The sequence below is a fragment of the Ruegeria sp. CL5 genome, from assembly GCF_056536485.1.
Map to the genome: position 1 here is coordinate 41,492 of NZ_JBQFPS010000016.1, position 23,291 is coordinate 64,782.

General features: G+C 55.5%; 22 protein-coding genes and 1 pseudogene. 14 read left to right on the forward strand and 9 right to left on the reverse strand.

Annotated features, from left to right (window positions below; translation table 11 throughout):
* Nucleotides 1-317: 317 nt before the first annotated feature.
* The 3 genes from ACR0IU_RS20595 to ACR0IU_RS20605 form a co-directional block, all read right to left on the reverse strand.
* Nucleotides 318-2,030: an adenylate/guanylate cyclase domain-containing protein gene (locus tag ACR0IU_RS20595; RefSeq protein WP_480717560.1), complete on the reverse strand. Its 1,713-nt coding sequence runs from the start codon at nucleotides 2,028-2,030 to the stop codon at nucleotides 318-320.
* 308 nt (nucleotides 2,031-2,338) lie between these two features.
* The gene (locus ACR0IU_RS20600) at nucleotides 2,339-2,971 is read right to left on the reverse strand and encodes a tyrosine-type recombinase/integrase (protein WP_480717561.1); all 633 of its coding nucleotides are present in this window, start codon (nucleotides 2,969-2,971) and stop codon (nucleotides 2,339-2,341) included.
* A 389-nt stretch (nucleotides 2,972-3,360) separates the two neighbouring features.
* Nucleotides 3,361-3,573, reverse strand: a complete 213-nt coding sequence (locus tag ACR0IU_RS20605) for a hypothetical protein (protein WP_480717562.1) — start codon at nucleotides 3,571-3,573, stop codon at nucleotides 3,361-3,363.
* Between the two features lie 958 nt (nucleotides 3,574-4,531).
* Between ACR0IU_RS20605 and ACR0IU_RS20610 the strand changes: the two genes are divergently transcribed.
* Nucleotides 4,532-5,059: a hypothetical protein gene (locus tag ACR0IU_RS20610; protein ID WP_480717563.1), complete on the forward strand. Its 528-nt coding sequence runs from the start codon at nucleotides 4,532-4,534 to the stop codon at nucleotides 5,057-5,059.
* A 614-nt stretch (nucleotides 5,060-5,673) separates the two neighbouring features.
* Here ACR0IU_RS20610 and urtE read toward each other — a convergent pair.
* From urtE to urtA, 5 genes are all read right to left on the reverse strand, one after another.
* Nucleotides 5,674-6,369 (reverse strand): urea ABC transporter ATP-binding subunit UrtE, encoded by a 696-nt coding sequence (gene urtE, locus ACR0IU_RS20615; protein WP_480717564.1) that lies wholly within the window; start codon nucleotides 6,367-6,369, stop codon nucleotides 5,674-5,676.
* Nucleotides 6,370-6,372: 3 nt separating this feature from the next.
* Entirely contained in the window at nucleotides 6,373-7,113 is a 741-nt protein-coding gene (gene urtD / locus ACR0IU_RS20620) for an urea ABC transporter ATP-binding protein UrtD (RefSeq protein WP_480717565.1), read from the reverse strand.
* Complete coding sequence (urtC, locus tag ACR0IU_RS20625; RefSeq protein WP_480717566.1) at nucleotides 7,110-8,339, reverse strand: urea ABC transporter permease subunit UrtC; 1,230 nt, start codon at nucleotides 8,337-8,339, stop codon at nucleotides 7,110-7,112. The genes urtD and urtC overlap by 4 nt, the downstream gene beginning before the upstream one ends.
* 3 nt (nucleotides 8,340-8,342) lie before the next feature.
* On the reverse strand, nucleotides 8,343-10,295 hold the full coding sequence (urtB, locus tag ACR0IU_RS20630) for an urea ABC transporter permease subunit UrtB (protein ID WP_480717567.1): 1,953 nt from the start codon (nucleotides 10,293-10,295) through the stop codon (nucleotides 8,343-8,345).
* Between the two features lie 61 nt (nucleotides 10,296-10,356).
* Nucleotides 10,357-11,637, reverse strand: a complete 1,281-nt coding sequence (urtA, locus tag ACR0IU_RS20635) for an urea ABC transporter substrate-binding protein (RefSeq protein ID WP_480717568.1) — start codon at nucleotides 11,635-11,637, stop codon at nucleotides 10,357-10,359.
* Between the two features lie 396 nt (nucleotides 11,638-12,033).
* Here urtA and ACR0IU_RS20640 point away from each other — a divergent pair, with 396 nt between their 5' ends.
* Genes ACR0IU_RS20640 through ureG form a run of 8 tightly spaced genes read left to right on the forward strand, consistent with a single transcriptional unit; the run spans nucleotide 12,034 to nucleotide 17,152 of the window.
* On the forward strand, nucleotides 12,034-12,849 hold the full coding sequence (locus ACR0IU_RS20640; RefSeq protein WP_480717569.1) for an urease accessory protein UreD: 816 nt from the start codon (nucleotides 12,034-12,036) through the stop codon (nucleotides 12,847-12,849).
* A 1-nt stretch (nucleotide 12,850) separates the two neighbouring features.
* Nucleotides 12,851-13,153 carry an urease subunit gamma gene (locus ACR0IU_RS20645; protein ID WP_010437457.1) on the forward strand — a complete coding sequence of 101 codons (303 nt, stop codon included), beginning with the start codon at nucleotides 12,851-12,853 and terminating at the stop codon, nucleotides 13,151-13,153.
* Between the two features lie 18 nt (nucleotides 13,154-13,171).
* On the forward strand, nucleotides 13,172-13,333 hold the full coding sequence (locus ACR0IU_RS20650) for a hypothetical protein (protein ID WP_480717570.1): 162 nt from the start codon (nucleotides 13,172-13,174) through the stop codon (nucleotides 13,331-13,333).
* Nucleotides 13,330-13,662: an urease subunit beta gene (locus ACR0IU_RS20655; RefSeq protein WP_010437454.1), complete on the forward strand. Its 333-nt coding sequence runs from the start codon at nucleotides 13,330-13,332 to the stop codon at nucleotides 13,660-13,662. Before ACR0IU_RS20650 ends, ACR0IU_RS20655 begins: the two co-directional genes overlap by 4 nt.
* Nucleotides 13,637-15,397, forward strand: coding sequence for an urease subunit alpha (gene ureC, locus ACR0IU_RS20660; RefSeq protein WP_480717571.1), 1,761 nt, complete (start codon nucleotides 13,637-13,639; stop codon nucleotides 15,395-15,397). The genes ACR0IU_RS20655 and ureC overlap by 26 nt, the downstream gene beginning before the upstream one ends.
* Before the next feature lie 18 nt (nucleotides 15,398-15,415).
* Complete coding sequence (gene ureE, locus ACR0IU_RS20665; RefSeq protein WP_480717572.1) at nucleotides 15,416-15,868, forward strand: urease accessory protein UreE; 453 nt, start codon at nucleotides 15,416-15,418, stop codon at nucleotides 15,866-15,868.
* Entirely contained in the window at nucleotides 15,852-16,505 is a 654-nt protein-coding gene (locus ACR0IU_RS20670) for an urease accessory protein UreF (protein ID WP_480717573.1), read from the forward strand. Before ureE ends, ACR0IU_RS20670 begins: the two co-directional genes overlap by 17 nt.
* Complete coding sequence (gene ureG / locus ACR0IU_RS20675; RefSeq protein ID WP_480717574.1) at nucleotides 16,502-17,152, forward strand: urease accessory protein UreG; 651 nt, start codon at nucleotides 16,502-16,504, stop codon at nucleotides 17,150-17,152. Before ACR0IU_RS20670 ends, ureG begins: the two co-directional genes overlap by 4 nt.
* 741 nt (nucleotides 17,153-17,893) lie before the next feature.
* Here ureG and ACR0IU_RS20680 read toward each other — a convergent pair.
* On the reverse strand, nucleotides 17,894-19,093 hold the full coding sequence (locus ACR0IU_RS20680) for an ROK family transcriptional regulator (RefSeq protein WP_480717580.1): 1,200 nt from the start codon (nucleotides 19,091-19,093) through the stop codon (nucleotides 17,894-17,896).
* 186 nt (nucleotides 19,094-19,279) lie between these two features.
* Between ACR0IU_RS20680 and ACR0IU_RS20685 the strand changes: the two genes are divergently transcribed.
* The 5 genes and pseudogenes from ACR0IU_RS20685 to ACR0IU_RS20705 all read left to right on the forward strand — a co-directional run.
* Nucleotides 19,280-20,299 carry a substrate-binding domain-containing protein gene (locus ACR0IU_RS20685; protein ID WP_480717575.1) on the forward strand — a complete coding sequence of 340 codons (1,020 nt, stop codon included), beginning with the start codon at nucleotides 19,280-19,282 and terminating at the stop codon, nucleotides 20,297-20,299.
* A 117-nt stretch (nucleotides 20,300-20,416) separates the two neighbouring features.
* Complete coding sequence (locus tag ACR0IU_RS20690; protein ID WP_480717576.1) at nucleotides 20,417-21,487, forward strand: ABC transporter permease; 1,071 nt, start codon at nucleotides 20,417-20,419, stop codon at nucleotides 21,485-21,487.
* Nucleotides 21,487-22,269: an ATP-binding cassette domain-containing protein gene (locus tag ACR0IU_RS20695; protein WP_170402609.1), complete on the forward strand. Its 783-nt coding sequence runs from the start codon at nucleotides 21,487-21,489 to the stop codon at nucleotides 22,267-22,269. The genes ACR0IU_RS20690 and ACR0IU_RS20695 overlap by 1 nt, the downstream gene beginning before the upstream one ends.
* Entirely contained in the window at nucleotides 22,266-22,937 is a 672-nt protein-coding gene (locus ACR0IU_RS20700; RefSeq protein WP_480717577.1) for a nucleoside/nucleotide kinase family protein, read from the forward strand. Before ACR0IU_RS20695 ends, ACR0IU_RS20700 begins: the two co-directional genes overlap by 4 nt.
* Nucleotides 22,938-23,030: 93 nt before the next feature.
* Nucleotides 23,031-23,144: pseudogene (locus ACR0IU_RS20705) on the forward strand (transaldolase family protein); the annotation flags it as partial.
* Nucleotides 23,145-23,291: the final 147 nt, after the last annotated feature.

Genomic DNA, 23,291 nt, shown 5'->3' on the forward strand with positions numbered 1-23,291 from the left:
ACGATATTTGTCTGAGGCTAGCATCGAGATGACCTAAGGCTAAAAGGAAAATCAATGCCGAGCTTGAGTTACGGCCAAGTTTCACAATCAAAATGATGTGGGGATTTGGCGACTACCCCCGACCGCCTTGGGCTCGGTGCAGTCATTCGCTCTACTTGGCGTGAACGGTTGCAATGCGGGCAGTAAAGTTTTTGAATGTGGCAAGGAGTAAAAAGCCTTTGCTTCGGGTATTCAGTTTTCTTGGTTTTACATTTCTGAGGTTTCGCCAACTTCGCGTGGAGTGGCGTGAATCTATGTTTATCAACTTTACCAGTTACCTATTGAGGTAACCCTGCTTTTAACCAACCTTCACGCCAAATGTTTGCACAAGATGGAACAGTAAATATTGGTAATTGAGTCTGCGCTGAGGTTACGGTCAGCCCCGGGCGCAGCGCCTGAAGATCCGCAAGCGCTTCGCGAGCCGCATCATCATCGGTGAGATGTCCCAGAGCAGCAATCAGCATGAGATGACTTACTACGAAGCTTGAACGCACGGACAAGGCATCTCGGCAAGCCTTAACCGATTCCTCGTAGCGCCCAAGATGAAAGAGTGCGCTTGCCTGAGCAATGTAGGCAGCATGGCGCAACGGATCGTGCGGGCTCAGGTCGACAGACTGAATCGCATGACTTAGTGCCTCCTCCGGCCGATCAAGAAGAAAAAGGTTGATGGATGCCAGCATGTGAACTGTTGCTGCGTTTGGGTTTTGCTCGAGAGCTTGTTTGAAAGCAACCCGCGCACTTGGCAAGTCCCGCGCCAGCATTGAGATTGAATGCGCAGCATACGCCAGCGCGATCCCGTCTGCACGATCGCTCAACAATACTCGCTCGGCTGCATCTACGGCCTCTTTCGGCCCTTCGCCAATAGGCTCAAGCCCTTGAACCATTCGTTGAATATGCAACCAAGCCAACAACCCCGATGCGGACGCATAGTCTGGGTCACGACCCAATGCGAGGGTCGTCAAACGTATGGCCTCTCGGTTGTCTTCATCCGTTAAAAGATGGAAGTGCGACTGCGCTCGAAGGTAAAGTTCATAAGCTTCCAAATTATCCGTAGGTTTCGCACGCGCGCGGTTGGTTTCGGCGTGCCTTAGAGATGGCTCAATCGCCGTTACAACCTCCAGCGTGACTTTGTCTTGAAGGTCGAAAATGTCATCAAGCACGCCGTCGAAGCGATCTGCCCAGAGATGACTGCCGTTTTCCGCATCAATCAACTGCCCGGTAATACGGACGCGTTGACCAGCTCGTCTGACTGAACCCTCGAGAACATAGCGCACTCCAAGTATGCGACCGACTTCGCGTATATCCGTGCTTTTCCCTTTGAAAGTGAAGGACGAATTTCTGGCCACAACCATCAGCCAACGGAAACGAGACAACTCTGTGATAATATCTTCGGTGATGCCGTCCGCAAAGAATTCCTGTTCGGGATCACCAGACATATTGTCGAATGGAAGCACTGCAATCCCAGGTCTGACATCTGTCGTTGGTGACAGTTTGGCTGAAGTGCCCTTGGGCCAGCACCAAACACCGATACGACGTGTGATGTTTTTGAGTTCTGTCTGCTCGCCGCCGTCGAATTTGGACGCGTCGCCTCGGTCAAGACTGTTGTGAGAAGTGTCCGATATCAAAACCTGATCCGGCTCGGCCATAGCTTCGAGACGAGCAGCGACATTTATTCCATCACCAAAAATGTCATCACCTTCGGTGACAACCTCACCTGTATGAATGCCAATTCGAAGTTTGATACTGTCTGGTTTCTTAGTTGACTGTATTGCGATAGCGCAATCTGCGGCATCTGATGTGGATTTGAACTCGGCAATCCAACCATCGCCCATACTTTTGATCAGTGTTCCATCATGGTCTTCCAGCAGACACTGAAGCGTTTCTTCACGGAATGATCTGAGTGCTGCAATCGTACCTTCCCGGTCACGATCCATCAGTGCAGAGTAGCCGACAATATCAGCTGCAAGCACTGTGGTAAGCCTTCTGTCCATTCGTTTCCCCCCGTTTTAAGGAACTTAACGCGACACTCAGGTTCTGTCAGCCCGACAAAGTAACCTTTGGGCTCGAAGAGGACGTTCGCCGCACTTTACATGAGTGACTGCTTACTTCGCACAAGCAGTCACGTGGGAGTGATTACGCCCCAGCTACTGACCTGAGCCCGGCGATCCGGGCGGGAGATTCAACTCAACCGACGACGATGGTGACGCTCGTCTCGGCTCAGAAGTCCAGTGGATGGTCAACGCTCAAGCGACAATCGCCAGTCACGAAAAGCGGGCGACTCTTGCCGCCCGCTCAATCTTCACACGTCGATCTTTTCTGCGATACTCAGCGCGTCTTCCAATTCAACGCCAAGATATCGAACTGTGCTGTCAACCTTGGTGTGGCCAAGCAAAAGCTGCACCGCGCGCAGATTGCCTGTTTTCCGGTAGATCAGTGCCGTTTTTGTGCGTCTCAGCGAATGCGTGCCGTAACCGCTTGGCTCCAAACCAATCGCCGACACCCAATCGCGGACCAGACGCGCGTACTGTCGTGTCGATATATGCAGCCTTTCGTGGAAGCGGCTTCGGAAAAGGAAAGTGCATCCAAGCATCTCCGGGCGACATACCCAGCTCCAGATGGACTGGCGGGTGTTTTCCGAAACCTCGAATTGGACCGGCCGCTTTGTTTTCATCTGGACAACTGGCACGCATTCGCGGACACGATCACCGGCAACAAGATCGACTACGTTCAATCGAACGAGATCGCAGCCTCGCAGCTTGCTATCGATCGCAAGATTGAAGAGTGCCAAATCCCTGAGATTGTTCGAGAGTTCAAGCCGGGCCCGGATGGCCCAGACCTGCTTCGCGAGAAGCGGACGTTTCTGGCCTATAAGGCGACCTTTGTTCCACGGCGGGCGCTTCGGTGTGATGGTCGGAAGTTGAATAATGGACATCGGTTGACCTCCATCCTTCCCTCCCTCTCCAGGCACCGACACCGTGTCGGCCGACTGAATCTATCAGGGAGCTAAAGGCAGGTTTCATCAGAATACCCGACGTTCGTGAGCAGCGCAGCGTTTGACTGCATCGAGGCCATACTCACCTATTCTGCGCGTTGAACAATTGACCGCTCCGTAGTCACCAGTGAAATCTGGATCCGCATTTGCAACCAATGTCTTGACTATGATTTCGGCGGTCCGGTTCAATCTAAAAACATCAAAATTATGACCAATTATGCATATCTTAGGTTCGTAAATGGAATACTCTATGCCAACCTTGGAGGAACCACATGACAGATTCTGACACGATTTCTCTTGGCTATGATCCCGATCCATCGCGTTCCAGTTCACAGCGAGCGGAGGCCTAAGGGAACATGTAGGATCTTGAGATCGTCGGGCGCAATCATCTCATCAGCGACTGCATTTATGAGATCGTCATTCTCGACTTCCAAAGCCTCTTGGTCGGCCTCAGTCTCTTGCGCGCCGGCAGGAAAAACACTCGCTAATGCCGTGAACCAAATGAATGACCAAATCGTCAACGTTCTCAGTGCTCGTCTCATCTGTCTGTCCCCTACTTCTTTAACGGTCGAAGAGAGCACACACAGACGCAACAAATCCAGAATTATGTTTATGTTTGAATATTCCCCTGTGATGAAAACCACAGATCTTTGGGTCGCTTTCGATATAGAGAACCGCTCAATTTGGTAGAACCACGGTTTTGCGAACGAAACTGAGATTTGCACGGAGAGGTCATAGATTTGCTGTGCACGTCGAATTTAGAGCTTTCTTTATTAGACCCATTAAGCCGAAAATAAAGGCCTCCTGGTGACACCACTCACTTGCGTCTCCAGGAGGCAACCAGACAAGTCTGGCGAATGTGCGAGCAACAGAGGTAATACTAATTTGCCACGCATTCGAATGCTTGAATCTAAAATACAACATTTCAAGTAATTTTACGCGCGCCAAAAAGTTTGCTCTCGCGTGTTTGAGAATTTCTTGTTTATTCCAGCTTACATGACCGCGTCAGAAAACGTGGCCGCACTGTGCAATTGGTAGGCTACGAACTTGGACGATGCCGTACAGAACTAGCGTTCATGCTAACTTAGCTGACTATCTGCGGCCAACCGCACATTCGACTTAGTCTGGCTAGTCCCATGGTCAGACTAAATCCCCGCGTTGCCCATCATCCCAGATAGAGGTGACGCGGGGAACTTTGATCCATCTTTCGATCAGAGCCGTAACAACAACACCCCAAAACTACCGCCCGCGTTGTTCCATTGGTTTACCTCCGAACGATGCGGGTTTTTTTGGGGATTGGGATATAATGAGTTTCCATTTTGCAGAGCGACCGACCGGACCTTCTACTTCTGGTTTGATCGATGGTGCACGTGTTGGCCTCATTACCACCTGCTTTTCAAACCATTCGAAAGGACGCAGCCATTCATTTTAGTTTGAAGATTCGCGCTTACGGTTTATCCTCATATCTTCATTCTGCAATATTATAATGGGAGTATTTCTATGAAAACGACAACTAAGACCCTTGTTGCCGCAGCCGTTCTTGCATGCGGAGCAACCGTAGGACATGCCAAGGACAAAAATATTCTGCCAAAAGACAACGCAGAGTTCGTAAACTATGGCGAGGAATCCGGCTGGAATATATTTGTGGATAAGAGCCGAAATACTTGCCTGATCGAACGGGTGGATCAGAATACCAACGTTGTTCAAATGGGTCTGACCCCAGACAAAGATTTTGGCTACATGGGTGTTTTCACCAAGGCGGACATCGAGTTTGAGGATGATAAAGTCGAGCTGCTCATGGACAACAAATTGTACTATGGCGATACAACAGCAGCGCCGCCCAACTTGGCAGACGGGTACAAGGGCGGTTATCTCCTTGCCAACAATCCCGACTTCGTCACAGACGTGATGGAGCGTGAAACCATGATTGTAATGCCAGAGTCTAATTTTGCCTTCGAAATAAGCCTTGCTGGCACGAAGAAGGCAATCGAAGCGGCGCGTGAGTGCAATGCTTCTCTGACCAACTGATCGGTGTCGATACTTCAAAGCCGTTCAGTTTGTGGGCGGCTTCGTTTGTGAATGCGCGAACCCTGAGTATCGAGGAAGCCTATAATCGATTTCAGGCTTCAATTTCGATCAACACCGTTTTGTAACTTAGATAGTTTGTCCTTTCGCTCCTAAATAACCTTTGTAGGGGCACAAAAATACATCCGCTTCGGGCTCAACGCAGTCACCTGACGGATTTACTCAGATGACCGATTAGCGGATTTGAGCGGACGTTCACCCCCGAATACTCGGAGTTTCGAACAGGAACGACCGTTCACACCAAAAGCGGTCGCTCTCCCAAATCTCTGCGACGACCGGCTTGCGGACAAAGCTGCCTATAAGTCAGCTAGTTGGGATGTGTTATGACGGCCCATAAGAGACATTCGACACACTGGTGGCAATCTGCGGTCGCAGCCCACATTCCGGTCATCCGTTGTAAGTGCAGAATCTGACACTGTTCGAACCCTACATTGCGTAGCGAATCCACCGCTGCGAGATGTTGCATTAAAGTCCGCATTAGGTAGCTAGAGTGCTAAACTGCTCCCCGTAAAACCTGCAGCTTCTCGCCGGTCAACGGGCTAGTTCCTTTATGAATGTCAAACCGTTACGCCTTGCAGAACCTGTTCCCGCGAAAGCTCGTCCCGCGTGCCTTGCATCAGGACCGCGCCGCGCCGCAGGACGATGAACTTGTCGGCAAGATCATAGGCGAAATCGAAATACTGCTCGACCAGAATGATGGCCATCTCTCCTTTGGTTCGGAGGTGACGAATTACCTCGCCGATCTGCTGGATGATGTTGGGCTGAATGCCTTCGGTCGGTTCGTCCAGCAGCAAAAGTTGAGGCTTGGTGATCAGCGCCCGGGCAATAGCAAGTTGCTGTTGCTGGCCGCCCGACAGATCACCCCCGCGCCGGTTCTGCATTTTCTTCAGCACCGGGAACATATCGAAGATCTCGTCCGGAACAAAATGTTTATTTGTTGACAGGCAGACAAAGCCGGCCTCAAGGTTTTCGCGAACAGTCAACAGCGGGAAAATCTCGCGCCCCTGCGGCACGTAGGCGACGCCTTTCCACGCCATGCGATGGGCTGGCAGAGGTGGCAGCGCCTCACCGTTTAGTATCAGATCGCCGCCCGAGCGCGGATGCGTCCCCGAGATCGCCTTGATCAGGCTTGTTTTCCCCACGCCATTGGTGCCCATCACGCAGGTCACCTCTCCTCGCGCGGCCTCCAGCGAGATACCGTTGAGGATTTGCGAATGCCCGTAATGCAGGGTCAGATCGGTCAGTTTCAGCATTGCTCAGCGCCCCAGATAGACATCGATGACGTCCTGATTTGATGTGACATGATCCAGCGAGCCATCGGCCAGAACCGAGCCTTCATGCAGGACTGTGACCTTGCAATTGAGGCGGCGCACGAACTCCATGTCATGCTCGACCACAACAACGGCGCGGGTTTTGGCGGCCTGTACCAATAGATCGGTCGTGTGTTCGCGTTCTTGCGGGGTCATCCCGGCGGCGGGTTCATCAACCAGCAGAAGGCGGGGTTCCTGCGCCAGAAGCATACCGATCTCAAGCCATTGTTTTTGCCCGTGGCTGAGTTCGCCGGATTTGCGGGTCAACTCATCCTTCAGACCAATTTCAGAGGCTAGATCCGCGACCTTGTCCAGATCATCTGCTGAAGGCCGATAGAACAGCACGCCCAGGCAGCCGCGCTTGTTTTTCAGCGCCATCAGCAGGTTTTCCTGCACGGTTTGATCTTCGAACACGGTGGGTTTTTGGAACTTACGCCCGATGCCGGCTTGCGCGATCTTGGCCTCGCTCATTCGCAACAGGGAAACGGATTTCTCACCCCAGATCACGCGACCTTCGTCGGGTCGGGTCTTGCCGGTGACGATATCCATAAAGGTGGTTTTGCCCGCCCCGTTCGGTCCGATCACCGCGCGCAGCTCGGCGTTGCCGATCTGGAAGGACAGGTTGTTGATGGCGCGGAACCCGTCGAAGGTAACCGACACGCCGCTGACCTCTAGCAGAGTGTTCATTCCGTGGCCTCCTTTTCACGCAACGCGCTTTCATCAGGCCCCAGGGCCGCGCCGTGGCGCTGTGGTGCGCGGCGGTTGGTCCAGAGGTCGAACAGCCCTCCGATCCCTTGCGGAGCAAACAACGTAACCAACACGAAAGTTACGCCCAGTAGCACCTGCCACCAGTCGACCCATTTGATCGTGTAAAACCCAAGCGAAATATCCGGGGCCTGCCCGCCCGTGAACCACGTACTCAGAAGACTGACAAAAGCTGCGCCAATTACCGCGCCGTACAAGCGACCTCGTCCACCGATTGCGACCCAGACGGCCAAATAAATCGAGGCGATTGGGGCCATCTCCTCGGGGTTGATGATGCCCGCTTGCGGGTAATAAAGCGCGCCAGCAATGGCCGCGATACAAGCAGTCAGGGTGAAGACGGCCAGTTTGTAGACTTCGACCGAGTATCCAAGGAACCGCACCCGCGCCTCGTTATCGCGGATGCCGCGAATGACCGAGCCGAATTTGCCCGACACGATCCACGCAGCGAGCAAATAACCTAACCCCAGTGCCAGTGACGAAGCCCAGAGGAACCAGATCGACACCACGTCCTGCGAGGCGGAGACACCGGGCAGGTTCTGCAGGCCGGACAAGCCGTTATTGCCACGTAATCCGCTGTCGTTCTGAAACAGATACAGAGCCAGTGCCAACGTCATCGCTTGTGTCAGGATCGATAGGTACACACCGGTGACACGGCTCCGGAAAGCCAACCATCCGAAGATCAGCGCCAGAAGACTGGGGACTAGAACAATCAGGATCAGTTGCAGTGTCAGGCTATGGGAAAACGCCCAGATCAACGGAAATTCCGACGACCCGACAACGCCAAAGATTTGTGTGCCGATGGCGTCCACCACCTCGGCTGAAGTCGGTGGAATTTCGGCCTGTGCCAGCGAGTCGACCACGATCAGGCGGGTGCGTTCGTACATCAACCACATGCCGATCATGTAGCCCCCCAGCCCGAAGAAGGCGAAGTGACCCAGCGACAAAATACCGGTGAAACCCCAGACCAGATCCATCGCCACTGCGATCAGGCAGAGGCACAGGGTCTTGCCCAGCGTTTTGACGAAGCTGGTCGAAATTACGCCGATCCCGAACCCTTCGGACAGGATCGTCACGCCCAGGGTAAACAGCGACAGGATCGCCAGAAAGACCAGCACCGAGGGGTTCTTGGCGACAAAGCTACGATCCATGGCTCAATCCCCCGCGGCGCGGCCTTTGAGGGCGATGATGCCCCGCGGCCGGAATTGGATGAAAATGATGATGAAGATGATCATGTAGGTTTGGGCCGCGAGAGTGTTCGACGGGTTCATCCACTCGATCCCTTTTTGCAGAAAGCCGATCATTCCGGCACCCGCCAGCGCACCCCAAATATTGCCGACGCCGCCGACAACCACGGTCATGAAGCTTTGAACGATATAGTCGCTGCCCAAATCCGAGGTGACCTTAGCGAACAGACCAATCGCAACCCCCGCAATCCCGGCAATGCCCGAACCAAGGCCAAAGGTAAGCATATTCACCCGCCCCGGATTGATCCCCATCGACCCCGCCATGCGTGGGTTCTGCGTCACTGCCCGCATCTCAAGACCCAGCCGGGTCCATTTCATGATGTAGAGGAATAGCCCCAGAAAGATCATCGCCAGCACAAAGATCGCGATGCGGATATAGCTGATCGCGACCACATCGTTCAGCACCCACGCCCCATCCAGCCATCCGGGTGCAGTCAGTGGGCGGGCCTGCGTTCCAAAGATGTTCTTGGCCAGTTGTTGGAGCGCAATCGAGATACCGAACGTCGCCAGCAGCGTCTCGAGAGGACGGGCATAAAGCCAGCGGATCACCAGCCGCTCCATCGCGACGCCCATGGCGAAGGTTACGGCAAAGGCCATCGGAATCGCGACGATGACCGACAGCGTATGGTTGGGAATGAACTGCTGCACCACGTAGCCGGTATAGGCGCCCATCATGATGAACTCGCCATGGGCCATGTTGATGACGCCCATCACGCCGAAGGTGATCGCCAGGCCGATGGCGGCGAGGAAATAGATCGACGCCAGAGAAATCGCGTCCAGCGTCAGGTCGAGGGTCTGGTTCAAGCCGACCTTCAACTCAATCTGCTCCAATGCATGCGCGGCGGCGGCGGTCACGTCGGGCGAAGGCTCCGCGTAGGTATCAAAGAACACATGCGCGGCAAGTGCTGCATCGATGTCGGCTTGCGTGATCAAGGCCGGGGCGGCCCCGGCCTCAGCCAATGCCTCATACACCTGCGCGCGGGCAGCGGCGGAGCTTAGTTGCGCAACCGGAACACCTGCCACGCGTCCTCGGTCGATATTGGCGGCCAGAGCGGCGCGAATGTCGTCTGCCGAAACACGCGGTGCGGCCAGATCGCTGGCAACCAGCAGATCATAAGCCGCGTCGCGCGACAGGTCATCCGAGCCGGGTTGCAGCACGGCGGCGATATTCATGTCCGAGGGCAGCGTGGCAGCGGCCTGTCGTTTGGTCACTACCAAAGGGTTCAGGGCCGCGCGAACATCGACGCCCAGATCGTCGGACATCTCTTCAATCGCAGCCACACGCGCGCCGGTATCGGTGCCATACCCAATGGTCAACAACCGTTCCAACCGCTGCTTCTGCACCTTCAAATCCGCATCGGGTTCGTCGTCAATTGACGCGCGAAGTGGTTCCAACAATACCCCCTCGGGATCGCGTTGGATGGATTGCAACGCAGACTGTCGCCGAGCGCGATCTGGATCGGTCAACTGGAACTGCACCAAAGTCGTTCCGATCATCGCGCGGATACCGCTGTTGGGTTTCAACTGCTTAAGCTCGGTTTTCTCGAACGTGCCGACGACTTCTCCGGTGTCGAAGTCGGTCAATTCATACGACCGCCCCTCACCTTTCTGGCCAGAAAAGAACAGACCGTCAGACTTGCGCATCCACATATTCTTGGCGGCCCACGTCTCAAGCATCACTTGCGCCTGAGGCAAGCCGCTCGATGCAATTGCATCGATCGCTGGTTTGATCGTCTTGCGCGAGCTTTTGGCGATGATCTCCTGATGTTCTTGCAGGATCGGTTGCAGACCGGCCTCTTGCGCGTTGGCGGTCAGGCAGGCGCATAGAATTGCGAGGCCCGCAAGGAATAGTCGTACCATGTGGTGAAACCCGAATGTCTCTTGTGGCAAGGCGGGCGAACAAACCCGCCTTGCGTGTCGGTTAGTAGTTCGACAGGGTCTGAACGCAGGTTTTGGTCTCGGTGTTGTACATACCGCAACCCAGCTCTTTCCAATCCGAGACCAGCACGGCCGACTCCGGCAGGAAGTCGGTCCAGGCGTCACCAGGCACGACGTCGGTTTCGCTGATTATATCGAACTGACCGTCTTCCTGAATTTCACCGATCAAAACAGGTTTCGCCAGGTGGTGGTTCGGCAACATGACCGCAGTGCCACCAGTCAAGTTCTGGAATTCCTGCCCGTACATCGCCGCGCGTACAGCATCAACTTCGGTCGAACCGGCCTCGGTCGCGGCGTTAACCCACATGTTGAAGCCGATGTAATGCGCTTCCATCGGATCGTTGGTCACGCGTTCATCACCCATGGTGGCTTTCCATGTCTCAACGAACTCTGCGTTGACGTCAGTGTCGGCCGACTGGAAGTAGTTCCAAGCGGCAAGGTGACCGACGAGGTTCGTGGTATCCAGACCGGACAGTTCTTCCTCACCGACCGAGAAGGCCACGACCGGAATGTCATCTGCCGACACACCAGCCGCTGCCAGTTCCTTGTAGAAGCCGATATTGGCGTCACCATTGATGGTCGAGATCACACCGACTTTCTTGCCATCCGCGCCCAGCGCGACCACGTCAGCCACGATCTTGGACCAGTCGGAATGGCCGAAAGGCGTGTAGTTGACGAAGATATCGTCATCAGCAATACCCTTCTGCTTCAGATAGCTTTCAAGGATATTGTTGGTAGTCCTGGGGTAGACATAGTCCGTGCCGAGCAGAGCGAATTTCTCGACCCCCAGTTCCTCCAGGAAATAGTCGGTCGCAGGGATCGCCTGCTGGTTCGGGGCCGCTCCGGTGTAGAAGACGTTTTTCGAGCTTTCTTCACCCTCATACTGTACCGGATAAAATAGAAGGCCGTTCAGTTCTTCGATCACCGGCAGGACTGACTTACGACTGACCGAAGTCCAGTTGCCAAAAATCACATCAACTTCATGCACAGTGAGAAGCTCACGCGCTTTTTCCGCGAACAAAGGCCAGTCCGATGCGGGATCCACTACAACGGCCTCAAGCTGCTTGCCCAACAAACCGCCCTTGGCGTTTTGTTGATCGATCAGCATTAGCATCGTGTCTTTCAGCGTCGTTTCCGAGATTGCCATCGTACCCGAGAGCGAATGCAGTACTCCGACCTTAATAGTGTCTTCGGCCGACAGCGCAGCGGTGGCCATGGCAGCAAATACTACTGATCCAGCGAGCGTGGATTTGAGCGATTTCATCTAATTCTCCTGGCGAGGCCAGCAGAGAAGGCTTGCGCAATTGCGCATTCTTCATCTACCTGATCCCCGCAACTGTTGTTGCGTTCCGTGTGGCGGTTGTGATCGAGGTCCAATTCGCGCAGCCGTCACACACCCTACGAATTCTTTCCGCGGTGGCACCCATACGGTTTCTGCATTGCAGCATGCTTGGCAACGTACGATTGCCTCGATTCTGGAAATCAGTGAGATGTGCCCATTTTTTGATCTCGCGCTGACGCCACTGTCTAAAATTTAGCCACACGACATGGAAATATACAGATTTCGACACTGAAGATTAGAGTTCCGGCGCCTCAACAGAGAAACAAGTGGCACGATCCGACGCTCTAAAGGTGCCCTATTACACAAGCTGCAGTCATATTGCCCACGCACAGCGCAGTGCCGCCACGTGCTGCAGGTGCCGTCAGCCTGAGCACCAAGAAACTGGGCAAAACGACGGTGCTGGACACGTTTCGCCAGTCCGGGTCATTTAAATGCCTGTTTCCCAGAACTACGACTTCTGATCTTGATGCGGTTCTTCTAAATACAGCAGGCGGCGTAACCGGAGGGGATTCGTTCCGATTTTCTGGCAAGGCAGCGAAAGGTACGGCGCTGACCTTGACAACCCAAGCCTGCGAGCGGGCCTATAAGGCCCAACCCGCCGAATGTGGCCAGATAACCAATCTTTTGACAGCCGGCGCTGGGGCTCGTCTGAATTGGTTGCCGCAAGAGACCATTCTGTTCAATGGCAGCGCATTGGATCGACGCCTCAGGATCGATATAGCGCCGGATGCCGAGATGCTGATGGTCGAGCCGCTGATCTTTGGTCGCGCCGCCATGGGTGAGACGCTGACCGACATTCGTTTGCGCGATCGGATTGAGCTTCGGCGCGCAGGGACGCCGGTTTTTTTGGATGCGATCCGGTTCTCTGGTGACTGGCACGAGCATTTGTCCCGGCCGCATATTGCGAACGGCGCGGGAGCGATGGCGCTGATCGTCTTTGCGTCGAAGGCAGCCGAGGGTCATCTGGATTCTGTTCGCCAATTGCTGCCCGAGGACGCCGGGGCGACCCTGCTCGGCAGTGACCTGCTCGTCACGCGGGTTCTGGCCGAAAACAGCTTTACCCTTCGCCGGACTTTAATTCCGGTTCTTCGCAAACTGAACAAAGACACCCTCCCCCGATGCTGGATGCTCTGACATGAACCTGACACCTCGTGAAAAAGACAAACTGCTGGTCGCCATGGCCGCCGAGGTCGCCCGCAAACGGCTGGACCGCGGCGTCAAACTGAACCACCCCGAGGCTATCGCCCTGATCACCGACGCCGTGGTCGAGGGCGCGCGCGACGGCCGTTCAGTCGCCGACATGATGCAGTCCGGGGCTGAAGTGATCACCCGCGACCAATGCATGGAAGGCGTGCCCGAGATGATCCACGAGGTGCAGGTCGAAGCCACTTTCCCGGACGGCACCAAGCTTGTGACTGTTCATAACCCTATTCGTTAAACTTCAGAGGAGTTTCCCATGTACCGCATGCTGTTTCCCGCTCTTATTCTGGCTAGTCCGGCCATGGCCCATTCGGACACCCATGTTCACGCCCATGGCAGTGATTATGCCCTGCTTGCAGCAGGGCTAGCATTGATCGCGGTCATCGCCATCACGGTGATAATGAAGCTGCCAAAATGACCCCCGGTGAGATCATACCCGCCGAGGGTTCACTGACGCTCAACGCAGGACGCAGCAGTCGTCTTGTTGTTGTCGCCAATACCGGTGATCGACCCGTGCAGGTCGGTAGCCATTACCATTTCGCCGAAGCGAACTCCGCCTTGGATTTCGATCGCTATGCAGCCTTGGGGATGCGATTAGACATCCCTGCAGGTACTGCCGTGCGATTTGAGCCGGGTCAGACTCGCGAGGTTATTCTGGTGCCATATGACGGGCGCCGTCACATCTACGGTTTCAATATGCACATCATGGGGGCTTTGAAAGATGCCGGGCAAGATCAGCCGGAGTGACTATGCCTCGATGTTCGGCCCCACGGTCGGCGACAAAGTACGATTGGCAGATACGAATCTGATAATCGAGGTCGAGAAAGATCTGATTGTTGAGCGCGCAACGGCAGCCCGTTTCAGCGAAACCGGCCACCGCGAAGACGTTTACGGGGAAGAGGTCAAGTTCGGCGGTGGCAAAGTCATTCGTGATGGGATGGGGCAATCTCAGTTCACGCGAGCCGAAGGGGCGGTGGATACGGTGATCACCAACGCGCTGATCGTCGATCACTCCGGCATCTACAAAGCGGATGTGGGGTTGAAAGACGGGCGTATCGCCAGGATCGGCAAGGCCGGGAACCCCAACACTCAACCCGGCGTGGACATCATTATCGGTCCCGGTACCGAGATCATTGCAGGCGAAGGTCGCATTCTGACCGCAGGTGGGTTCGATAGTCATATCCACTTCATTTGCCCGCAACAGATCGAAGACGCGTTGCATTCCGGCTTGACCACTATGCTGGGTGGCGGCACCGGTCCGGCGCATGGAACGTTGGCGACCACCTGCACCCCTGGCCCATGGCATATCGGGCGGATGATGCAAGCGGCTGATGCTTTTCCGATAAATCTAGCGTTTGCAGGCAAGGGCAATGCCTCGCTGCCCGCAGCTCTTGAAGAGCAGGTCAAAGCCGGTGCCTGCGCTCTGAAGCTGCACGAGGATTGGGGCACCACCCCTGCCGCCATCGACTGCTGCCTGTCGGTGGCAGACGCGATGGATGTACAGGTTATGATCCACACCGACACACTCAATGAATCAGGCTTTGTCGAAAACACCGTGGCGGCCATAAAGGGTCGCACAATCCACGCCTTCCACACCGAAGGTGCGGGCGGTGGCCACGCCCCGGATATCATCAAGATCTGCGGCGAGAACCACGTTCTGCCGTCTTCGACGAACCCGACGCGGCCCTTCACCGTGAACACGGTCGAGGAACATTTGGATATGCTGATGGTCTGTCACCACCTCGACAAATCCATCCCCGAGGACGTGGCCTTTGCCGAAAGCCGTATCCGGCGCGAGACGATTGCGGCCGAGGATATCCTGCATGACATGGGCGCATTCAGCATTATCGCGTCAGACAGTCAGGCCATGGGTCGGGTCGGAGAGGTTTTGATCCGCACGTGGCAAACCGCGGACAAGATGAAGAAACAGCGCGGTCGTCTGCCCGAAGAAACCGGTGAGAACGACAACTTTCGCGTCCGCCGCTATATTGCGAAATACACCATCAACCCGGCCATTGCACATGGCCTGAGCCACGAGATTGGTAGTATCGAAGAAGGCAAACGCGCTGACCTTGTCCTTTGGAACCCGGCCTTCTTCGGTGTGAAGCCCGAGATGGTTCTGCTAGGCGGCACCATAGCCTGCGCGCAAATGGGCGATCCCAACGCGTCGATCCCTACACCGCAGCCGGTTTATAGTCGGCCGATGTTTGGCGCTTACGGACGGTCGGTGGAAAACTCGGCGATCACCTTTGTCTCGGCCGCTGCGCAGGCCGACGGGATTGGCGATACGCTTGGGCTGGCGAAACAGACCGTCGTCGTGCGCAACACCCGCGACATCGGCAAGCGGGATTTGCTGCTGAACCATGCAACGCCGCAGATCGACGTCGACCCCGAAACCTATGAGGTGCGTGCGGACGGCGAATTGCTTACCTGCCAACCCGCCGTGGTTTTGCCGATGGCGCAACGTTATTTCATGTTCTGAGACAGGAAGAAGGCCAAGATGACCTCCGCGATCAAAACCGCCCGCATCTATCACGATCACCTCCACACCCCGGCCTATGCGCAGGTTTCGTTGGACTATGACGGGCGCTTTCTGCGCCGAAAGATGCTGGCAACCGATGAGGGTGAGGCGTTTCTGGTCGATCTGGCCCAGACAAAGTCTCTGGATCATGGCGGGGTTCTGGTGCTCGAAGACGGGCGCGAGATCGAGATCATCGCCGCTCCCGAAGACCTTCTCGAAATCAGCGGCGACCATCTGCTGCAACTGGCATGGCATATCGGCAACCGGCACACGCCCTGCCAGATCGAAGCAGACAGGCTGCTGATTCAGCGCGATCACGTCATCCGCGACATGCTGACGAAACTAGGGGCCGACATCCGCGAAGTCGTCGAACCCTTTACCCCCGAAGGCGGCGCATATGGTCATGGCAGGACCCATGGACACACCCATTAACGCCGACATCCTGACGCTGACGCAGTGGTTGTCCCCGGCCTATCCGGTGGGCGGTTTCGCCTATTCCCATGGGCTGGAAGCCGCGATCGAACAGGGCCGGGTCGCGGGCGCTGACCAGACAGGCGATTGGGTCGCGACGGTGCTGCAACATGGCTCGGGCTGGAATGACGCGCTGTTTCTTGCGGCCGCCTATGATGCCGCTGACAGGGCTGCTTTGACCCGGATCGATGCCACTGCCCGCGCCATGTGCGCTGGATCGGAACGGCTTATGGAAACCGATCTTCTGGGTCGGGCCTTCGGGTCCGTAACCGGAGATATCTGGGGGTTGGACCTACAGCGCCTCACCTATTCGGTCGCGGTGGGCCGCGCCGCGCGGATGCAGAACCTGCCTCGTCTGCTGGTGATACAGATGTTCCTGAAGGCGTTCATGAGCAACCTGATCGCCTGCGCTACCCGCCTTCTGCCTCTGGGTCAGACCGACGCGCAGCGATTGATCCGCGACCTGACGCCGCTCTGCGCCGATATCGCTGAAACAGCGCAGCAGACAGGTCTGAGCGAGCTGTGTTCGACCACCTTCATGACCGACATCGCCACGATGCAGCACGAAACTCAATATTCAAGGATTTTTCGAACATGAGCAGTATGAACGGCCCCCTCCGCGTGGGCATCGGCGGCCCGGTCGGAGCTGGCAAAACCACCTTGACTGCCGCCCTTTCCGAAGCCCTGCGTGACGTCTGCTCCCTGGGTGTCATCACTAATGACATCTACACGCAAGAGGATGCTGAAGCCCTGATGCGGATGCAGATTCTGCCGCAGGACCGGATCATTGGCGTCGAAACCGGCGGCTGCCCGCACACCGCAATCCGCGAGGATGCCTCGATCAACCTTGCGGCTGTTGCTGAAATGCAGGCGCGCCACCCCGATGTAGATGTGGTGCTGATCGAAAGCGGTGGCGACAACCTGTCGGCCACGTTCAGCCCTGAGTTGGCGGACCTAACGATATATGTCATTGACATTGCCGCGGGCGAGGAAATCCCGCGCAAGGGTGGCCCGGCGATCACAAAATCAGACATTCTGATCATCAACAAAACCGACCTCGCCCCCCATGTCGGAGCATCGCTCGAAGTGATGGAACGCGACGCGACACGTATGCGGAAAGGCCGGCCTTTCGTGTTCTCTGCACTGCGCCACCGTACGGGCGTTGATGCGATCGTCAGTTTGTTGGCGCAGATCGGAGGTCTGAAAACTGCAGATAGAACTGTAGCAGAGACTTTTGGCCATTGACGCGCGCCTCTGTCGATTGAATGACGACCGAACCATGTAGCTCGTAGTCCGCTAACAATTTCGTTCTTGGGCGCGGCGAACCGGCCCGATCGCCGATACAGTGCGTCGCCGCAGGGTGTCGTCCCGACACCCCCCGAAGATGAACACAATCGTCATCAATGGGTTATCTTCAGCAAGTCTCCGAAAGAGCTCGTTTGCCTCGCTGCTCGATGGTCCACCGGTACTCGCAACCAGTCTTCGCCTTGCCTCAATTTTCCACTTCGAAGTTTGTTGGCGTAGCCGCGGGCAAAGATACCTATGCAAGTCGGAAGATCGGCAGGGCCTTCGACAGATACACGCCAGGCCGAGATCTTCCGATAGTTGGGCTAGCCCTGGACAGGCTGTTCTGGGATCATCTCCAGACGCTATGCTAGGTTTGAGAGGTCCTTTTACGTATGCACCCAAGTTGCGGAAACTGAGATAATTTACACAGAGCCGACCTCTGGCACACTGGGAGACCCGTGATGGCTGACCGAAGTTGTCAGATGACCGCTTTGAGCCCGCTTCGACCAATGCTGCGCGATGTCCCAATGACATCAATGCGCAGAAAGCCGACGTTGGCCGCTTTCGAGGCGGCCTAAAGCAGTGCACAGTTACCAAATTGGATGCTACCTGCAGCCGCGTCAGAGCGGTCGTTTTAAGGCCTCCAAATTGAGTAGGAGCGGTTCTTACTTGATTAAGACTGGCCCCTATGAGCTTAGGCTACATTCCAGAAAGCCCAGCATTAGTATTCAATAGAAACTGGCGGAAAATCGGGCTGCTTGCCGCCCCAATCCCGCGGGCGTTTTCCCCAACAGCCGCAGCTTCTACAACCGGAGGAATCAAACCGCGTTTGTCTTGGTTGACTAGGTAACGACGAACGCGTGAGACCAGCTCCTCCCGTATTTCAGATGGAAATGCGCCATCGATAAAAATCGCCTCAAAGTCGATGACCGCGCAAATAGACAGCGCAGCCTTGGCCAATTCCTGTGCCGTGGTACCGATCCATGGTTCGACATAGCGAGAAATGCTGCTCCAATCCTGCGGCTTTTCCCACAAAATTCCCGGATCGACACCCGCTTCTATCAACCTGTCCTCGAGCAGAAACAGAGATGCAGTGTCAATCAGTTGTTGGCTTTCACCCAAAGGACCCGTTGTCCGCATAGCGCCCAAGGCACCGGCATTGCCTTGGTTGCCCTCAAAAACGGTGCCATTCAATGCAACGCCTCCGCCAATCATTGAGCCTATGAAGAAATAAAAATAGTCTCGATACTCAGCCCCGCGGCCATATAGGTGCTCCGCGTGGCAAGCGGCAGTAGCATCATTGACCACAAAGACCGGCAGATCGCTGAACTTGGCCACCTCGGAAAAAAAGTTCACATTTCTCCAGGACCTGAACTTCTGAGCCGCAAGCCCAGACAGGTCGTGCCACTTCCACAGCTCGAATGGTGTTCCGATTCCGATCCCACATACACGGTTGCGAAGCTTCTGGGATTCATTGGCCAGAAGCTCTTCCAATCCTTCCTCCAAAAACCCGAATACTGCTTCGGGCAACGGGTAGTCATAAGTCGTCGAGAGCTGATGGCGCGGCTTACCGGTGAAGTCGATCAAAAGAAGATCCGCGCTGCGGCGACCGATCTTCATTCCCACCGACAGGATGCCTTCGGGATTGAGTTGCATGGGGATCGAAGGTTTCCCGACCTTACCCCTTATCGGCGTCCCACGTTTGAGAATCTCGTCCTTTTCGAGCTTACGCAGAATGATCGACACGGTCTGCGGAGACAGGCCTGTGAGCCGCGCGACGTCGGCCCCGGCAGCAGGTCCATGCCGTTGTAAAACCGTCAGAATCAGGCGTTCGTTATGATCACGAACACCGCTTTGGCTTACCCCGCCGGTCAGTATTTTCAGCGCTTCTCTTTCCATAACATTAAACATAAACACCTTGTTTTCTTATGAAAAGATACGTAGGCAAATTAATAAATAAACTTTATTTATTTATTGACACAGGGGTTAGAATCACGGTTTCTTAAGCAGGACCTTCATTGGAGGATGGAGGCGCGCCTTGTCGCTATTCCGCGCGGGGCCACAACAATTTTCTGGGAGGACAACATGAGAAATCTACTCAAGCTCGCCGCATCCGCGACTGCACTGACTTTGGCCGCTGCATCCGCGCAAGCGGCTGGTGAAACCGTCTGCCTGATTACCAAGACCGACACCAACCCCTTCTTCGTCAAGATGAAGGAAGGCGCAACTGCTAAGGCAGAAGAGCTGGGCATGACGCTCAAGGCGTTTGCCGGCAAGGTTGATGGCGACCATGAAACTCAGGTCCAGGCCATTGAAACCTGCATCCTCGATGGCGCAAAAGGCATTCTACTGACGGCATCTGACACCAGCTCGATCGTACCTGCGGTCAAACAGGCGCGGGATGCGGGGGTTTTGGTCATTGCGCTGGATACACCGCTTAGCCCGATTGACTCAGCGGACGCGACATTCGCGACGGACAACTACAAGGCCGGTCTGCTGATCGGTCAATGGGCCAAGGCCAAAATGGGCGACGCCGCGGCCGATGCCAAGATCGCGACGCTGGATCTGAATGTCAGCCAGCCGACGGTGGACGTTCTGCGCAATCAGGGTTTCCTCGACGGGTTTGGCGTGGACCTGGCGGACCCGAATGTCATCGGTGACGAAACCGATGCGCGTCTGGTCGGCAGTGACGTGACCGACGGAAACGAAGAAGGCGGTCGCCGCGCGATGGAAAACCTTCTGGCCAAGGATTCATCGATCAACGTTGTTCACACGATCAACGAACCGGCTGCTGCGGGTGCATATGAGGCACTGAAATCCATCGGGCGTGAAAACGACGTGCTGATCGTTTCGGTCGACGGCGGGTGCCCCGGTGTCCAAAACGTCGAAGCCGGTGTGATCGGGGCGACAAGCCAGCAGTACCCGCTGTTGATGGCCTCGCTTGGTGTTGAGGCTGTGAAAAAATGGGCCGATGAGGGCGTGAAGCCCGAAAACACTCCCGGCAAAGACTTCTATGACACAGGCGTCGCGCTCATCACCGACCAGCCGGTTGATGGGGTCGAGTCGCTGTCGGTCGCAGAAGGTCTGGATCTCTGCTGGGGCTAAAGACAGCCCTGTTAGATGAGGCGCGCCACAGTGCCTCATCAATCCTCTCACCAGCAAACCGAAACTTCCTGTACACTGATTTCGTGGACGCGATGCCAGCCACGAAAAGGGGGAGATATGTCTGACGCAAACCAAAACACCCAGGAATTCGAAACCGCCGCCAGCGCCTCAGAAACCGTGGCGGAGTTTGAAGATCACCGGCGTGGTGTTCTGGGGAAGTTGCAGCATCTTCTCCACGTCAATCCATCCTTTGTGCCATTGATCGTTCTGGTTGGTGCGATCGTGATTTTCGGCCTGCTGCTGGGGTCCAAATTCTTCTCACCCTTTGCGATGACGCTGATCCTGCAACAGGTTCAGATTGTGGGCATCGTGGCCGCGGCGCAAAGCCTTGTCATTCTGACCGCCGGCATCGACCTGAGCGTCGGTGCGATCATGGTTTTTTCATCCGTCATCATGGGTCAGTTCACCTTCCGGTACGGCATCCCCGTGCCAATTGCGGTGATGTGCGGGCTGGCAATGGGAACGCTGATCGGGGCTCTCAACGGCTGGCTGGTCAGTCGCGTAAAGCTGCCGCCTTTTATTGTCACGCTCGGCATGTGGCAGATCGTTCTTGCGACAAACTTCCTGTATTCCGCAAACGAAACAATTCGCAGTCAGGATATCGAGGCAAACGCCCCGTTCCTGCAATTTTTTGGCACCAAATTCAGCATCGGTGGCGCGACCTTTACGGTCGGAGTGATATTCATGCTCGTTCTGATTTTCGTGCTGGCTTACGCGCTCAAACACACGGCCTGGGGCCGGCATGTCTATGCGGTGGGGGACGACCCCGAGGCCGCCGAGCTATCTGGTGTGAACGTGCACAAAACACTAATGTCCGTTTATATGTTATCCGGTCTGATCTGTGCCTTTGCAGGCTGGGCGCTGATCGGGCGCATCGGGTCGGTTTCCCCAACATCCGGTCAATTGGCCAATATCGAAAGCATCACTGCGGTTGTGATCGGCGGTATCTCTTTGTTCGGCGGGCGAGGATCCATTTTGGGATCGCTGTTTGGCGCGTTGATTGTTGGCGTGTTCACTTTGGGGCTTAGGCTTCTGGGTGCAGATGCACAATGGACCTTCTTACTTATCGGACTTCTCATTATCGCAGCGGTCGCCGTCGACCAGTGGATTAGAAAGGTATCGGGCTAATGTCAGACTCAACTCCAGTCGTCCAAGGCCGCGGGATCGTAAAGCGCTATGGCCACGTTACCGCCATCGACCATTCTGACTTTGAACTGCGACAGGGCGAAATCCTGGCCGTGATCGGAGATAACGGCGCGGGCAAATCATCCATCGTGAAGGCGATCTGCGGCGCTACAATCCCGGATGAAGGCGAGATTCTGATCGAAGGCAAAAAGGTTAACTTCACCTCTCCGATCGATGCGCGGAATATGGGGATTGAGATTGTCTATCAGCAGCTCGCCATGTCTCCTGCCCTTTCGATTGCGGACAACATGTTCATGGGGCGCGAAATCCGCAAACAGGGGTTCATGGGCAAATACATGCGTAAGCTTGACCGTCCAGCGATGGAGAAGTTCGCCCGTGAAAAACTGACCGAGCTTGGGCTGATGACTGTACAATCGATCAATCAGGCGGTTGAGACTCTCTCTGGTGGCCAACGCCAAGGTGTTGCCGTTGCTCGTGCCGCTGCCTTTGCAACCAAGTTTATCATCATGGACGAACCGACGGCTGCTTTGGGCGTCAAGGAAAGCCGCAAAGTGCTTGAGCTTATCCAAGACGTGCGGGCGCGTGGTATTCCGATCATTCTGATCAGCCACAACATGCCGCATGTTTTTGAGGTTGCTGACCGCATTCATGTGCATCGGCTGGGCAAAAGGCTCTGCACCATTGATCCCAAGGATTACACGATGTCCGACGCGGTGGCCTTCATGACCGGTGCCAAGGAACCCCCAAAAGAGGACGCCGCGTGATCGATCAGGATGCAAAGCGCGTTTGTGACCTTATTTCCTCCCGGAGGCAGGTAGGGGTTCGGACGATTGTCGCAATCGCCGGCCCCCCTGCATCCGGAAAGTCGACTTTGGCAGAAACCGTGGTGCAATCGCTGAACGCGCAACAAAGCTCTGCGGTTCCTTTAGCCACGCTGGTGCCCATGGACGGTTATCATCTGGACAACCGCGTGCTGGAAACGCGAGGCTTGCTGTCCCGAAAGGGCGCGCCGGAAACCTTCGATGCAGTTGGGTTCTGCACTGCAATCAGAGGGCTGCAATCCGCGCAGCATGAGTCCTTTCATCCTAAATTTGACCGCCAAATGGACCTGGCCATTGCGAATGCGATTGCCGTTCAACCGGAAACTCAGACTGTAGTCGTAGAAGGGAACTACCTTTTGATGAAAAGCGACCCGTGGAAGACTTTGGAGGATATTTACGCTGCAACCGTCTTCGTCAGCCCCACATTGGAAGAACTCGAAAGCAGGTTACAGCGCCGCTGGATCAAGCATGGGTTTGACCCGCAAACCGCGTTGCTACGCGCAAAAATGAACGATCTGCCCAACGCTGAACGTGTCATCCGTGAGAGCCGGAAAGCCGATCTTACACTTAACCAGAACTACACCGAATTCGGGATGCGCTACGCATTCTGAATCTGCGCATTGGCTTCAGCTAGCGCTTGATACAGCGCCTCTCGACAGCTTCAGGCGCATCCCAAGTCACCCCTTACGCAACGAGGAAACCTCATGAAATTCTTCGTGGACACCGCAGAAGTAAACGACATCAAAGACCTGATGGGCTTCGGATTATTAGATGGCGTGACCACCAATCCAAGCTTGATCGCCAAGTCCGGTCGCGATTTCAAATAGGTCATTGCAGAAATTTGCACTCTGACGGGTGCTGTCAGACTAATTCGAACCAGTCTCAGTTTGCCGCAGAAACCGCGAACCTATCCGGAACAAAGTTGACGCCACTCGGCGAGAGCGGCGGCGCGCGTCAGCTTGAAG

Bases quoted from the DNA above. Each gene is read 5' to 3' on its own strand.
- ACR0IU_RS20670 (WP_480717573.1), top strand. From the start codon at position 15,852: ATGGACACACCCATTAACGCCGACATCCTGACGCTGACGCAGTGGTTG.
- ACR0IU_RS20650 (WP_480717570.1), top strand. From the start codon at position 13,172: ATGTACCGCATGCTGTTTCCCGCTCTTATTCTGGCTAGTCCGGCCATG.
- ACR0IU_RS20680 (WP_480717580.1), bottom strand. From the start codon at position 19,093: ATGGAAAGAGAAGCGCTGAAAATACTGACCGGCGGGGTAAGCCAAAGC.
- urtD (WP_480717565.1), bottom strand. From the start codon at position 7,113: ATGAACACTCTGCTAGAGGTCAGCGGCGTGTCGGTTACCTTCGACGGG.
- ACR0IU_RS20690 (WP_480717576.1), top strand. From the start codon at position 20,417: ATGTCTGACGCAAACCAAAACACCCAGGAATTCGAAACCGCCGCCAGC.
- urtB (WP_480717567.1), bottom strand. From the start codon at position 10,295: ATGGTACGACTATTCCTTGCGGGCCTCGCAATTCTATGCGCCTGCCTG.
- ACR0IU_RS20655 (WP_010437454.1), top strand. From the start codon at position 13,330: ATGACCCCCGGTGAGATCATACCCGCCGAGGGTTCACTGACGCTCAAC.
- ACR0IU_RS20595 (WP_480717560.1), bottom strand. From the start codon at position 2,030: ATGGACAGAAGGCTTACCACAGTGCTTGCAGCTGATATTGTCGGCTAC.
- urtA (WP_480717568.1), bottom strand. From the start codon at position 11,637: ATGAAATCGCTCAAATCCACGCTCGCTGGATCAGTAGTATTTGCTGCC.
- ACR0IU_RS20645 (WP_010437457.1), top strand. From the start codon at position 12,851: ATGAACCTGACACCTCGTGAAAAAGACAAACTGCTGGTCGCCATGGCC.
- urtC (WP_480717566.1), bottom strand. From the start codon at position 8,339: ATGGATCGTAGCTTTGTCGCCAAGAACCCCTCGGTGCTGGTCTTTCTG.
- ACR0IU_RS20695 (WP_170402609.1), top strand. From the start codon at position 21,487: ATGTCAGACTCAACTCCAGTCGTCCAAGGCCGCGGGATCGTAAAGCGC.
- ureG (WP_480717574.1), top strand. From the start codon at position 16,502: ATGAGCAGTATGAACGGCCCCCTCCGCGTGGGCATCGGCGGCCCGGTC.
- ACR0IU_RS20610 (WP_480717563.1), top strand. From the start codon at position 4,532: ATGAAAACGACAACTAAGACCCTTGTTGCCGCAGCCGTTCTTGCATGC.
- ACR0IU_RS20685 (WP_480717575.1), top strand. From the start codon at position 19,280: ATGAGAAATCTACTCAAGCTCGCCGCATCCGCGACTGCACTGACTTTG.
- ACR0IU_RS20600 (WP_480717561.1), bottom strand. From the start codon at position 2,971: ATGTCCATTATTCAACTTCCGACCATCACACCGAAGCGCCCGCCGTGG.
- ureC (WP_480717571.1), top strand. From the start codon at position 13,637: ATGCCGGGCAAGATCAGCCGGAGTGACTATGCCTCGATGTTCGGCCCC.
- urtE (WP_480717564.1), bottom strand. From the start codon at position 6,369: ATGCTGAAACTGACCGATCTGACCCTGCATTACGGGCATTCGCAAATC.
- ACR0IU_RS20605 (WP_480717562.1), bottom strand. From the start codon at position 3,573: ATGAGACGAGCACTGAGAACGTTGACGATTTGGTCATTCATTTGGTTC.
- ureE (WP_480717572.1), top strand. From the start codon at position 15,416: ATGACCTCCGCGATCAAAACCGCCCGCATCTATCACGATCACCTCCAC.